Raw genomic sequence first — 12,749 nt, 5'->3', positions numbered from 1 at the left:
TTATTGTATGAATACGAACATAAGAACGCTGGGAGAACTGAAAAAGAGCGGCTATAAACCTAAGACAGTAAAGGAAGAGATCAGGCAAAACCTCATTCGTAAACTGCAACAGAAAGAAAATACCTTCCCCGGCATCATCGGTTATGATGATACGGTAATACCCGATACGGAAAGAGCCCTGCTATCACGCCACAACATTTTATTCCTGGGACTGCGCGGCCAGGCCAAAACAAGGATGGCCCGCCAGATGATAGAGCTGCTGGATGAATACATTCCCATTATAGCAGGATCAGAAGTGAATGATAATCCTTTCGAGCCCCTGTCACGCTACGGCCGCGACCTGGTAGCGGAAAAAGGCGATCAAACGCCTATTGAATGGCTCTCCCGCGATGCCCGCTACGGCGAAAAGCTGGCCACGCCGGATGTATCCGTAGCAGACCTTATCGGCGATATAGATCCCATTAAAGCAGCTAACCTGAAGCTGAGCTATGCAGATGAGCGCGTGATCCACTTCGGCATCATTCCCCGCTCCAACCGCGGCATCTTTGTGATCAACGAGCTGCCCGATCTGCAGGCCCGCATACAGGTAGCCCTGTTCAACATTCTCCAGGAAGGCGATATACAGATCAGGGGCTTCAAAGTGCGCATGCCGCTGGATATCCTGTTCGTATTCACCGCTAACCCGGAAGATTATACGAACCGCGGCGCCATCGTAACACCGCTGAAAGACCGTATAGAAAGCCAGATCGTAACCCACTATCCAAAAACAGTGGAAAACTCCTTGCTGATCACGGAACAGGAAGCCGATGTGCACGACGAGCAGAAAGGAAAAGTACATCTATCCGACCTGGTAAAACGCCTCATAGAGCAGGTAGCATTTGAAGCCCGCAACAGTGAGTACGTGGATAAAAAGAGCGGCGTATCCGCCCGCTTAACCATTGCCGCATATGAAAATGCAGTAAGCGCCGGCGAACGCAGGGCCATCATCAATAAAGAAAAGGAAACGCACGTTCGTATAGCCGACCTGCAGGGCATTGTACCTGCCATTACCGGCAAAATAGAGCTGGTGTATGAAGGGGAGCAGGAAGGCCCGCTGCAGGTAGCATTTAACCTGCTGGACAAAGCCATGCGTACCTTGTTCTCCAACTACTTCCCGAACCCGGATTCATTTAAAAAGCGTAGCAAACAGGCAGCCGCAGCCCAGGAAAACCCTTACCGCACCGTTATTCAATGGTTCGATAAAGGAAATACGGTGAACCTGCTGCAGGATGTAAGCGATAAGCAATATGAAACTGCGCTCCAGAAAGTAGATGGCCTGAAAGATCTTATCAAGACCAAGTTCCCGCACACCAATGGCAAAGAGCAGCTGCTGCTCATGGAATTTGTGCTGCATGGTCTGGCCGCCTACTCTCTCATCAGCAAAAAGATGGTGGAGAACGAAACCCGCTTCAGCGACCTGCTTGGCACCATGATGAACTTCACCATGGGCAACGAAGAACAGGAAGAAGATACTTTTTAACATGTGCCACATAAATCAAATGTCCTGCACCAACCCTGCAGGACATTTTTTTTACCCCATCCCCATCCGCCCCAATCTCCGCCGCATTCCCCTTTTTACCTTTTACTTTTTTACTTTTTACTTCCATTCCCAAAAAAAGTACCCCCTCCCTCTTGACCCTTACCTTACGTCATACCCTACCTTTGTTCCGGAAAGGTATAAATCCAAACGATGGACAACTATTCTGTAAAAAAGCTCTCTAAGCTGGCAGGTGTCAGCGTGCGCACCTTACACCTGTACGATAAGATGGGCCTGTTAAAACCTTCTGTCCGTACCGAGGCCAGGTACCGGCTCTATGGCGAAAAAGAATTGCTGCGTTTGCAGCAGATCCTCTTTTACAGGGAACTTGATTTTCCTTTAAAAGACATCTTAACCCTTCTCGATGATCCTGCATTTGATCTGGTGCAGGCTTTGGAAGGGCACAGGAAAGCGCTGTTAGCGAGGAAGGAAAGGATAAACACATTGGTTGGTACCATAGAAAAAACATTGGTAACACTAAAAAACAACACTATGTTACAGGTAGAAGATCTATACGAAGGAATACCCCGGGAAAAAATGATGGCCTATAGAACAGAAGCCATGTCTAAATGGGGTGAGGGTACCATTTTAGAGGTAGAAGACACATTGCGCAGCTTCAGTAAGCAGGAGATGGAAACATTGAAAACGGAGCTGAATGACATCACCACCCGCTTGGCCGCCCTCATGTCCGGCGACCCTGAAAGTGATGAAGTGCAGCAATGCATTGCCCGGCGCTACCAGATCATACTCCGGCTCACCGGCGGAAAAATAGCCCTGGGCAAGCTGGAATACTTCAGAAAACTGGCTGAGCTCTATGTAGCAGATAACCGCTATACGCCCGTAGATGGCTTACCCAGTAAGGAGCTGGCCCTCTTTCTGCAAAAAGCTACAGAGCATTACATTAAAAATCAAAAGTAAAAGGTAAAAAGTAAAAACAATAAAGAGGCCCTCCTCCCGCTAATGCGAATGTCCTGCACTAACCCTGCAGGACATTTTTTTTCCCCCACCCTTAAAGGAGGGTATTCATTTGTTTCATTCAGGTTCTTATTTCTTGCATTTTTACTTTTTACGTTCTCCCTTTTTGCTTTTTGCTGTTGCATTTGCTATCTTGTCTTGCTAACCTTTCCACGAACTAACACAACACACCGTTATGAACAATTCCCGACGAGATTTCATCCGCTCCGCCTCCACCATGATGGCCGCGGCAGCCATGCCATCCGCATTAAATGCATTTCCGAAATTAGTGGCCCCCAGCGACCGCCTGAATGTAGCCGCTATCGGCATCAATGGCATGGGCTGGGCCGACCTCACTGCCATGCTCAAAAACCCGGCAGCACAGTGTGTAGCCCTCTGCGATGTAGATAAGAATGTGCTGGACAAACGCGCCGCTGAGCTGGCCCAGAAAGGCATTAAGGTAAAAACGTATAGTGATTACCGTAAGCTGCTGGAAAGTAAGGATATTGATGCCGTTATCATTGGCACACCAGACCATTGGCACGCCCTGCAAATGACAGAGGCCTGCGCCGCAGGAAAAGACGTGTATGTGGAAAAGCCAATCGGCAACTCCATAGCCGAATGTAATGCCATGGTAGCCGCGCAGGAGCGCCACCAGCGCGTTGTACAGGTAGGCCAGTGGCAACGCAGCCAGCAGCACTTTAAAGATGCCATTGACTTTGTGTACTCCGGCAAGCTGGGCCAGGTACGCCTGGTAAAAGCCTGGGCATATATGGGCTGGATGAAGTCCATTCCCAAAAAGCCCGACGGTACCCCACCCGCTGGTGTAGACTATGCCATGTGGCTGGGCCCTGCGCTGAAACGGCCTTTTAACCCTAACCGCTTTCACTTCAACTTCCGCTGGTACTGGGATTATGCCGGTGGCCTCATGACTGACTGGGGCGTGCACCTGCTGGATTATGCGTTCTTAGGCATGAAAGCACAGCGTCCGAAATCTATCATGGCCGCAGGCGGTAAGTTCGCTTACCCGGATGATGCAGCCGAAACACCGGACACCCTCACTACCGTATATGAATTTGATGGGTTCAACATTCAGTGGGAACACGCCATTGGTATTGATGGTGGCCCCTATGGCCGCGATCATGGTATAGCCTTCATTGGCAATAACGGTACCCTGGTGCTGGACCGCGGCGGCTGGGAAGTGATCCCTGAAAAGGATAAGATGGAAGCCGTGCCACGCAAACCCAAGGTAGATGATGGTTTGGACCTTCACACCAAAAACTTTGTAGAGGTAATTAAATCGCGCAAGTTCAGCGATTTGCATACTCCTATACAAGCTGGTGCCAACGTTGCCATTAATGCCCAGATGGGTAACATTGCCTTTAAAACCGGCAAAAAGATCTATTGGGATGCCGCCAATAACCGCTTTAAAGATGAAGAAGCCAACAAGTTCCTGGCTGCACAGTATCACAACGGTTATAACATTCCGAAATAATATACAAATGTGCAGATGTGCAGCGGTGCAATAGAGCCGGCTGCATGTCTGCACATTAACCCATCATCTGCATATCTGCACATCAAAAAATTGATTCCATGTTCCGCACAATTCTTGCACTCACTACCTTATTTGCTATCAGCGCACACGCACAAAACAATACGCAAATGAAGCCTGAAGAAACCGAAGTATGGGAGCCCGTGCCCAAAGTAGTTACACCCGGTACTTCCACCAATACCGCCCCCGGCGATGCTATCATCCTGTTCGATGGTAAGAACCTGGATCAATGGACAAACGATAAAGGCGGCCCAGCTGCCTGGGAATTAAAGAACGGTATAGTAACCGTAGTAAAAGGCGCCGGCACCATTCAAACCAAAGAAAAGTTTGAAGATTTTCAGCTGCATATAGAATGGCGTACACCCGAAAAAGTAGTAGGCGAAAGCCAGGGCCGTGGCAACAGCGGCATTTTTATGCAGGGCTTATATGAGCTGCAGGTATTGGATAACTATAATAACCGTACCTACTCCAACGGGCAGGCCGGCAGCTTTTATAAACAAAAAATTCCTTTGGTAAATGTGTGTAAGAAACCCGGTGAATGGCAAACCTATGATGTAATATGGACTGCACCGCGCTTTAACAGCGATGGCTCATTGAAATCGCCTGCACGTGCTACCGTATTGCAGAATGGAGTGTTGGTACAGAATAATGTGGAGCTGGAGGGAGGAACATTATATATCGGGAAGCCGGCTTATAAACAACATGGTCCCGGCCCCATCATCCTGCAGGATCATGGTAACCCGGTAAGCTACCGGAATATCTGGATCAGAACCTTATAACGCCGCAGTATCCCCTTCCAGCGGCATAGACAGGTATACGGCGTTGCTGATAGGATTGTCGTAATAAGCGGCAATAGGCTGAAATCCCAGGGAGGTGTACAGGTCAATGGCAGGCCGCATATGCGCCAGTGTGTCCAGCAGCATACGGTGGTAACCCAGCGCTTTACCTGCTTCCACTGCTTTTGCGGCCAGCTGTTTACCAATACCGCGTCCTTTATAGGCATCGCGTACGAATAAACGCTTCATTTCGCAGGTAGTGTTATCAAAACGGCGTACCGCCACACAACCCGCTGCATGGCCGTCAACCTTGGCCATAAACAAAGCTCCGATAGGTGCGGCGTAATTATCAGGAAGCGCCAGCAATTCCTCCTCAAAACGCTGAAAGCTCAGGTCCACGCTTAACCACGATGCATACTCGCGGAAAAGGGATTTCACCTGCTCCAGTTCTTCAGCGCTGCTTTTCTCAGTTATTTGAATAATTTCCAGCATACTGATTTTTAAGTTTGTAATATTCCGTAAACGCAAAAAGCCTCCTGAGTTTCAGAAGGCTTTTTATCCGGAGTGAGGTACCGAGCAGATTCGAACTGCTGTAAAAGGTTTTGCAGACCTCTGCCTAGCCACTCGGCCACGGTACCATTTTCCTTTTATCTTAGTCCTCTCCGCCTCAGGCGAACGCGGAACCGTCGATTTTTGTAGGACTGCAAAGGTAGTGTTTTTTATATATTAATCAAATAAAAATTGACAAATATGTACCGTCCCATCATCCCCCGCAACTAGCAGCAGATCACTTACATTTGCAGCATAATTCAGTAACCCATGCAAGATCGTATAGCAGAATCAGAGTTCATCCTCAACAGCCGCGGCGCCGTGTACCACCTGGATGTAAGGCCCGAAGAACTGGCCACCACCATCATTACCGTAGGAGACCCGGACCGGGTGCAGCAGGTAAGCCAGCACTTTGATAAGGTAGAGCACAGGTCTAACCACCGCGAGTTTGTAACCCATACCGGCTATATCGGCAGCAAACGCCTCAGCGTAGTATCTACCGGCATTGGTACGGATAATATTGATATTGTGCTCAATGAGCTGGATGCGCTGGCCAACATTGACTTTAACACCCGCTTTATAAAACAAACACCGGTACGCCTGCAGATCATTCGCCTGGGTACCTCCGGTGCATTAAATGAGCATATACCCGTAGATGCTTATGTGGTATCTTCTTTTGGTTTAGGGCTCGATAATCTGCTGCCCTGGTATGAGCTGGAAAATACGGCCGATGAAAAGGCCATGCTGGTAGCTTTCAGCCAACAGGTAACTTTACGGCCCGGCAGCGCTAATCCGTACCTGGCAGCAGCATCCACAGACCTGTCCAAGCATTTCCAGGAAGGTTATCATACAGGCATTACCGTTACCTGCCCGGGATTTTATGCACCCCAGGGCCGTGCGCTCAGGGGCCGCCTCTCCCACCCGCAGCTGCTTGAACAGCTTACCGGTTTCGGGTTTGAATCACACCGCATTACCAACTTTGAAATGGAAACCGCCGGCATCTACGGCCTGGGGCGTGTTTTAGGGCATGATTGTTTATCCATCAGTACCATTGTAGCCAACCGTATCCGCCAGGAATTCAGCAAAGACGGCGCTGCAGCGGTACAGCGGATGATTGAGAAGTCAGTGGAGATTATTGCGGAGATTTAATTACGAATTATTTAATTACGACACCACCAAAGCTGGGCATAGCCTGCCCCGCCCAGCGGGGAATGCCATTGAAAATAATTAAGACTATGAATAATTACGAATTATGGAAGTACTTCATTATCAGCAGTAGGTCGTAATACTCATTAACACAAAGCGGAAAGTTTGAAGCAGTCTACCCACGCAGCTTCAAACTTTCCGCTTTCATTATCATTTAATCATCCGCTTTCCCTTCTCCTCCCCAATCTCCGCTGCATTCAATTCGTAATTGAATAATTCGTAATTCTTACCCGGGCAATTCGTAATTTTGCTCCGCTATGACTCTCCACTTCTACAAATACCAGGGCACCGGCAATGATTTCGTGATCATGGACAACCGCGACGGCCGTTATGATGCGCTCACTAACCAGCAGGTTCACGACCTGTGCCACCGGCGTTTTGGTATTGGCGCTGATGGCCTGATGCTGCTCAACACCCAGCCCGGCTACGACTTTGGCATGAAGTATTACAATGCCGACGGTAATGAAAGCAGCATGTGCGGCAACGGTGGCCGCTGCCTCACCGCATTTGCCCGTAAAATGGGCCTTACGCAGGAAAAGCTACGCTTCCTGGCCGTTGATGGCCCGCATGAAGCCACTATGACCGGCGATAGCTGGGTGAACCTGAAAATGCAGGATGTGGATTCTGTAGAACATGGCCCCCTTTATTTTTACCTCAATACCGGCTCACCCCACTTTGTAAAGTTCGTGAACGATGTGCAGTCCCTGGACGTATTTACAGAAGGCCGCCAGATCCGGTATAACGACCGCTTTGCCGCGGAAGGCACCAATGTGAACTTTGTACAGGAACAGGATAAAGGCATTTTTGTACGCACCTACGAACGCGGGGTGGAAGATGAAACCTACTCCTGCGGCACCGGGGTTACCGCCGCCGCCCTTACCGCCGCCGGACCGGAAACAAAGGAATACCGCATACCCGTACAAACCCTGGGTGGCAGCCTGGAAGTACGGTTCACCAAAACCGGCGAACGCACTTTTAAGGATATCTGGCTCTGCGGCCCCGCTACCCTCGTATTTGAAGGCGACATAACAATAAGTTAGTTGGCAGCCTGCAGCTGGCAGTCACGAAATAATCCCAGACTGCCCACTGCCAACTCTTTACTGCCCACGCCCAGCTGCAGGCCATAATTTCATAACTTCCGCCTTATAATATTTATACTACCTTTGCGCCCGGATGATCCAATACTTCATAAATAAGGACGGTAAAACTATCGAGATCAATGATGCCGAAAACGGCGCCTGGGTGAATATTGCCCCGCCTTTGAAGCAGGCAGAATTTGAGCAGCTGTCCGAAGAGCTGGATATTCCGCTGGACTTCCTCACGGATTCACTGGATATAGATGAAAAGTCCCGCTTTGAGCTGGAGGATGATGTAAAGCTGATCGTGATCAAAACCCCTACGGAAAACAATTCTATCAACGAAAGCGATGCCTATTACATCACCATCCCCATTGTGATCATCCTTACCCATAACCAGATCCTTACCGTAAACTCTTTCGATAATGCCGCCATTAAAAAGTTCCTGAACACCTTCCATAACCGCCATCCTGAAAAACGGAACATGATGGTGTTAAAGATCTTTGAAAAGGTGGTAATGAACTTCCTGGATTACCTGAAGGAGATTAACCAGCGGCGCAACCAGCTGGAACAAAAGCTGTACGACAGTAACCGTAATGAGGAGCTGCTATACCTGATGCGGATCCAGAAAAGCCTGGTATACTTTGTAACAGCCCTGCGCAGCAATGAGCTGGTGTTAATGAAGCTGGCACGCACCAATTTCCTGGGCCTGAATGATGATGAGAAGGAATTTCTGAATGACCTGATCGTAGATACTTCCCAGGCATTGGAAATGGCCAACGTATATACCAACATCTTAAGCAGTACTATGGATGCTTTTGCCAGCATCATTTCCAATAACCTGAACCTGGTAATGAAACGTTTAACCTCCATTACCATTGTGCTTACCTTTCCCGTATTGGTATCCAGCATTTATGGCATGAACGTGGATATCCCCTACCAGCACTCCCCGCATGCATTCTACATCCCCGTAATACTCTCCATCGTGATCTCCGTGATCATGAGCTGGTATTTCATGAAGAAGAAGTGGTTTTAATTATATTTACGGGAACAAAACACAAGTATTAATTATGAGCTGTTTCAACGTGCGCGTGTACGGTATTATGATCAATGAACAAAAGCAGGTGCTGGTAAGCGATGAATACATCCGCGGTGGCTATTACACCAAGTTTCCCGGTGGTGGGCTTGAGTTTGGCGAAGGCACGCTGGAATGCATCATCCGCGAATGGCAGGAAGAGCTGAGCCAGCAGGTGGAAGTAGTAGAACATATCTACACTACAGACTTTTTCCAGATCTCCGCATTCGACGGCACTACGCAGATCATCTCTATCTATTATCTTGTAAAACCTATCTCCCCCTTTACCGCACCTATTTTAAACCAGCCCTTTGACTTTGAGATCCCCGAAGGCGTTACAGAAGTAGAAGGCGTACGCTGGATCAACTGGGATGAATTTAATGCCGCCACCGTAACCCTGCCCATCGATAAAGTAGTGGCCGACCTGGTAAAAGTTAAATATTAATATAGGCGTTCCGGTAAATCTTTACTTCCATCTCCCATTCTCTTTTCCCTTCCATCCGGCCGCATTCAATTCCCGGTTCTCCCAACCTTTGCAATACCTCCTCCCCGGAGCACCCAATTCGTAATTCGTAATTGATAATTCGTAATTATTTCGTGTAGCACTAGCTGTTACCCGGCATCCTTCCGGTCCCCTATCCTCCTTTGTTCTAACCTTTTTCTATCCCTGCTCCTAACATATTAATAAAAATAATATTAATACTTCACCAATAAATTAACTACTTTTCAATAGAAGACACACTAGAAAACTATATTCTCGTAAACCGTTCTATGTCAATCTAATCAACCAAAATCCAACTAAAATTCTATCACATGCTGAAAACTCTAATGTTATCCTTTTTAGCGTTATTGTGGGGCGGAATTAACTCTTATGGACAAAAAACCACCATTTCCGGGAAAGTTATCGATGAATCAGGAGCCGCAGTTATTGGGGCCACCATCGTCGAAAAAGGTACCAAAACAGGTACCATCACCATGCCCGATGGCACATTTAAAATTTCCGCCAGGCCAGCCACAAAACTAATCGTATCAGCTATCGGTTTCACCTCCCAGGAGGTAACAGCAACCGGCAACCTCACCGTACAGCTGCACCTGGATACCAAATCCCTGGGTGAAATTGTAGTTACCGGTGTAGGCGTAGCCACCAGCAAAAAGAAGCTGGCATTTGCCGTGGAATCCGTAACAGCCGACAAGCTGCCACAGGCCCCTACCGCGTCGGTAGACCAGGCCCTGGTAGGTAAGATCGCCGGCGCACAGATCTCCAGCACCAGCGGGGTGCCCGGCGCACAAACCAACATCCTGCTGCGCGGTATCAACACCATTAATGCATTGGGCCGCGGCACCACTCCCATGATCCTGCTGGATGGTATTCAGCTGAGCGCCACCAGCTTAAACAGCATTGACCTCAACGCCATAGAGCGGGTGGAAGTGGTGCAGGGCGCCGCCGCCGCCACCATTTATGGCGCACAGGGCGCCAATGGCGTAATACAGCTGTTCTCTAAAAAAGGCAAGGCCGGGAAAATGAACGTTGACGTATCTTCCAGCGTATCCCGCAACGAAGTGCTGAATGTTGGCGATCTGCGTAAATCCAGGTTCAATAACTTTAAAACCAATGCAGCCGGTGAAGTAGTAGGCTCCTCCGGAACGCCGCTCAGCTGGGATCCTAACACCGGCATTTACAAGGAGAACATCATCTACAATTCACTGGACCCTAACGGCAAGGCAGATAAGCCTTATGACAAGAACCTGAAGTATTATGACCATTTCAAAATGTTCTTCAAGCCCACTACAACCTACAACACCTCCGTAGTAGTATCCGGCGGCAGTGAAAAAATGGATTACGCCTTTGCCGTATCCAACAATCACCAGGAAAGTATTTTCAAAAATAACGGCGCCTACGACCGCAGTAATTTTTCCGTGAACGTAGGCACAGAACTGTATAAGGGATTGAAGTTCCGCAGCGTTACCCAGCTCATTTACACCAAGAACACCATAGAGAACCAGAACGTGATCTATGCCATCAACAACGCCCGTCCCTTTGCTAATTATGACGATGTAATGAGCGATGGCAACTACTCCTATTATTATGGAGATGCCGTTGGGGTAAATGCAAATAACCCCAACTATAACGCCCAGTACACGGATGCTACGGGCAATAAGGTAGACATCATACAAACATTTAACCTGAACTATAAGCTGCCGAAGTTCCTGGAGCTGGATGCCAAATACGGCATTAACTACCAGCGTAACGACTCTACCTTTATTTACGGCGATCAGTCGGATAACCTGAACGTCATCAATCAGCGGGGCTGGTTATCCAACTATAATAATACCGATGCTACCGGGGAAATGACGAAATATAATGTAAGTGTGTTCTTCCAGCATTTCACCGGCACCGCTACTTTTAACACCGATTTCCAGAAGGATTTTAACCTGGGCCTCCCCATAAGAACCTCCACTACAGCAGCTTTCGACTGGCGTTATAATACCTTCAAACAATACATCACGCACGGAGAAGGCACGCCCTCCTTTGCACCGCATACCTTAAAGGATTACGCCACCCGTAATATTGATATGGACCTGAAAGAGCCGTTTGTAACCTTCGGCTACCTCGTGAACCAGCGTATTGAATGGGGTGATATTGCCGGTATTTCCGGGGGCTTCAGAAGCGATTATTCCTCCGCCTTCGGTAAAGGTTCTAAACCCTTTACCTTCCCCCGTGGCGATGCTTATGTAAGATTATCGTCTATGAACTTCTGGCAGGATGGCGGCGTAGGCGGCATTATCACAGAGTTTAAGCTGCGCGCCGCCTATGGCGAAGCCGGCATACAACCCGGGCCTTTTCAGCGCTATACAGTGCTAACACCCCGCAGTGTAGGCGCCGGCAGCGTGCTGTATCCCGGTACTGCACAACGCAATCCTAACCTGGATGTGGAAGTATCCAAAGAATTTGAAGCCGGTACAGACCTGTCTTTCAACATCCTGAAAGGCAGCTGGCTGCAGAATGCAGGCCTCTCCGTTACTTACTGGAAACGCAGCACCAACAACGCCATTTATGATACAGATGCACCCGCATCATCCGGTACAGGAACATTGGTAGATAATGCCTTTTCCCTGGAATCCAAAGGCTGGCAGGCATCCCTGAACATCGGTGTATTATCCACCCAGAATTTCTCCTGGGATTTCACTACCAATTTCAGCAGGCAGTCATCTGAAATAACAGCAGTAAGCGGCAACCCGGTAGTGATCATTTCCTCAGCAGGCAGCACCAACTATGTGCTGGCGCCGGGTTTAAAGGTGGGGCAGATCTTTGGCAACAAAGCCCTCCACTCCCTGGAAGACAGAGATGCCAGCGGCAACCTTTATATAGCTGAAGCAGATAAAGGCAGCTACGAAGTAGCCAGCAATGGGTATGTAGTAAACAAGGCCACCAAACAGCCCGTATTCTCACCGGAAAAAGTAAGCTTTGGTGATCCTAACCCTAAGTTCAACACCTCATTCATCAACTACTTTTCCTTTAAAGACTTTGTAACCTTCTCCATGCAATGGGACTGGATCAATGGCAGCCACCTGTATAACCAGACCAAGGAATGGATGTACCGTGATGGTATTCACAGCGATTACGAGAAGCCCATTACCATTAATGGTGAAACCGGCGCCTGGACAGCCTTTTACCGTGGCGTATACCAGGCCCAGGGGAACAACGGCACCAAGGATTATTTCTATGAGGACGCCTCTTTTATGCGTTTACGGAACCTGTCCGTAGGCTTTGACTTTGCCCGGTTCTTTAAAATAAAAGGTATCCGGAAAATACAGCTGGTATTAACCGGCCGCAACCTGGTTACCTTCACTGATTACACGGGTATGGACCCGGAGATCAGCTCCGGCAATGCCAACTCACCCTGGGACCGCGGTACAGACCACAACACCATGCCTAACTATAAGTCTTACCAGGTAGGCCTGAATCTTGGTTTCTAACGTCAAC

Annotated in this window: 10 protein-coding genes, 1 tRNA gene and 1 pseudogene; 9 read left to right on the top strand and 3 right to left on the bottom strand. The window is 48.7% G+C overall.

Annotated features, from left to right (window positions below):
- Positions 1-7 precede the first annotated feature (7 nt).
- From BMZ54_RS09465 to BMZ54_RS09445, 4 genes are all read left to right on the top strand, one after another.
- Positions 8-1,519 carry a magnesium chelatase ATPase subunit I gene (locus tag BMZ54_RS09465; RefSeq protein WP_089909742.1) on the top strand — a complete coding sequence of 504 codons (1,512 nt, stop codon included), beginning with the start codon at positions 8-10 and terminating at the stop codon, positions 1,517-1,519.
- A 210-nt stretch (positions 1,520-1,729) separates the two neighbouring features.
- Positions 1,730-2,494, top strand: coding sequence for a MerR family transcriptional regulator (locus BMZ54_RS09460; protein ID WP_089909739.1), 765 nt, complete (start codon positions 1,730-1,732; stop codon positions 2,492-2,494).
- A 232-nt stretch (positions 2,495-2,726) separates the two neighbouring features.
- Positions 2,727-4,025, top strand: a complete 1,299-nt coding sequence (locus BMZ54_RS09450) for a Gfo/Idh/MocA family protein (protein WP_089909732.1) — start codon at positions 2,727-2,729, stop codon at positions 4,023-4,025.
- Between the two features lie 98 nt (positions 4,026-4,123).
- On the top strand, positions 4,124-4,861 hold the full coding sequence (locus BMZ54_RS09445) for a 3-keto-disaccharide hydrolase (protein ID WP_089909729.1): 738 nt from the start codon (positions 4,124-4,126) through the stop codon (positions 4,859-4,861).
- On the opposite strand, the gene BMZ54_RS09440 is transcribed toward BMZ54_RS09445, so the two are convergent.
- Both BMZ54_RS09440 and BMZ54_RS09435 read right to left on the bottom strand, forming a co-directional pair.
- On the bottom strand, positions 4,856-5,350 hold the full coding sequence (locus BMZ54_RS09440) for a GNAT family N-acetyltransferase (protein ID WP_089909726.1): 495 nt from the start codon (positions 5,348-5,350) through the stop codon (positions 4,856-4,858). The genes BMZ54_RS09445 and BMZ54_RS09440 overlap by 6 nt on opposite strands.
- 75 nt (positions 5,351-5,425) lie before the next feature.
- Positions 5,426-5,496, bottom strand: a tRNA-Cys gene (locus BMZ54_RS09435).
- 181 nt (positions 5,497-5,677) lie between these two features.
- Between BMZ54_RS09435 and BMZ54_RS09430 the strand changes: the two genes are divergently transcribed.
- Positions 5,678-6,556: a nucleoside phosphorylase gene (locus BMZ54_RS09430; RefSeq protein WP_089909722.1), complete on the top strand. Its 879-nt coding sequence runs from the start codon at positions 5,678-5,680 to the stop codon at positions 6,554-6,556.
- Between the two features lie 314 nt (positions 6,557-6,870).
- Positions 6,871-7,653 (top strand): diaminopimelate epimerase, encoded by a 783-nt coding sequence (dapF, locus tag BMZ54_RS09425; RefSeq protein ID WP_089909719.1) that lies wholly within the window; start codon positions 6,871-6,873, stop codon positions 7,651-7,653.
- Positions 7,654-7,770: 117 nt separating this feature from the next.
- Here dapF and BMZ54_RS33545 read toward each other — a convergent pair.
- Positions 7,771-7,878: pseudogene (locus BMZ54_RS33545) on the bottom strand (hypothetical protein); the annotation flags it as partial.
- On the opposite strand from BMZ54_RS33545, the gene BMZ54_RS09420 reads away from it, so the two are divergent.
- From BMZ54_RS09420 to BMZ54_RS09410, 3 genes are all read left to right on the top strand, one after another.
- Positions 7,829-8,725 carry a magnesium transporter CorA family protein gene (locus BMZ54_RS09420; protein WP_368669998.1) on the top strand — a complete coding sequence of 299 codons (897 nt, stop codon included), beginning with the start codon at positions 7,829-7,831 and terminating at the stop codon, positions 8,723-8,725. The pseudogene BMZ54_RS33545 and the gene BMZ54_RS09420 overlap by 50 nt on opposite strands.
- A gap of 34 nt (positions 8,726-8,759) precedes the next feature.
- Complete coding sequence (locus BMZ54_RS09415) at positions 8,760-9,209, top strand: NUDIX domain-containing protein (protein WP_089909713.1); 450 nt, start codon at positions 8,760-8,762, stop codon at positions 9,207-9,209.
- 368 nt (positions 9,210-9,577) lie between these two features.
- Positions 9,578-12,742, top strand: coding sequence for a SusC/RagA family TonB-linked outer membrane protein (locus BMZ54_RS09410; RefSeq protein ID WP_089909710.1), 3,165 nt, complete (start codon positions 9,578-9,580; stop codon positions 12,740-12,742).
- The last annotated feature ends 7 nt before the right edge of the window (positions 12,743-12,749 follow it).

It is taken from the genome of Chitinophaga rupis, assembly GCF_900109685.1.
Lineage (GTDB): Bacteria > Bacteroidota > Bacteroidia > Chitinophagales > Chitinophagaceae > Chitinophaga > Chitinophaga rupis.
Note: the sequence above shows the minus strand (reverse complement) of the source record. Positions and strands in the feature narration are given on the sequence as shown.

Excerpts from the sequence above, each read along its gene's own strand:
- BMZ54_RS09465 (WP_089909742.1), top strand. The coding sequence starts at position 8 with ATGAATACGAACATAAGAACGCTGGGAGAACTGAAAAAGAGCGGCTAT.
- BMZ54_RS09460 (WP_089909739.1), top strand. The coding sequence starts at position 1,730 with ATGGACAACTATTCTGTAAAAAAGCTCTCTAAGCTGGCAGGTGTCAGC.
- BMZ54_RS09450 (WP_089909732.1), top strand. The coding sequence starts at position 2,727 with ATGAACAATTCCCGACGAGATTTCATCCGCTCCGCCTCCACCATGATG.
- BMZ54_RS09445 (WP_089909729.1), top strand. The coding sequence starts at position 4,124 with ATGTTCCGCACAATTCTTGCACTCACTACCTTATTTGCTATCAGCGCA.
- BMZ54_RS09440 (WP_089909726.1), bottom strand. The coding sequence starts at position 5,350 with ATGCTGGAAATTATTCAAATAACTGAGAAAAGCAGCGCTGAAGAACTG.
- BMZ54_RS09430 (WP_089909722.1), top strand. The coding sequence starts at position 5,678 with ATGCAAGATCGTATAGCAGAATCAGAGTTCATCCTCAACAGCCGCGGC.
- dapF (WP_089909719.1), top strand. The coding sequence starts at position 6,871 with ATGACTCTCCACTTCTACAAATACCAGGGCACCGGCAATGATTTCGTG.
- BMZ54_RS09415 (WP_089909713.1), top strand. The coding sequence starts at position 8,760 with ATGAGCTGTTTCAACGTGCGCGTGTACGGTATTATGATCAATGAACAA.
- BMZ54_RS09410 (WP_089909710.1), top strand. The coding sequence starts at position 9,578 with ATGCTGAAAACTCTAATGTTATCCTTTTTAGCGTTATTGTGGGGCGGA.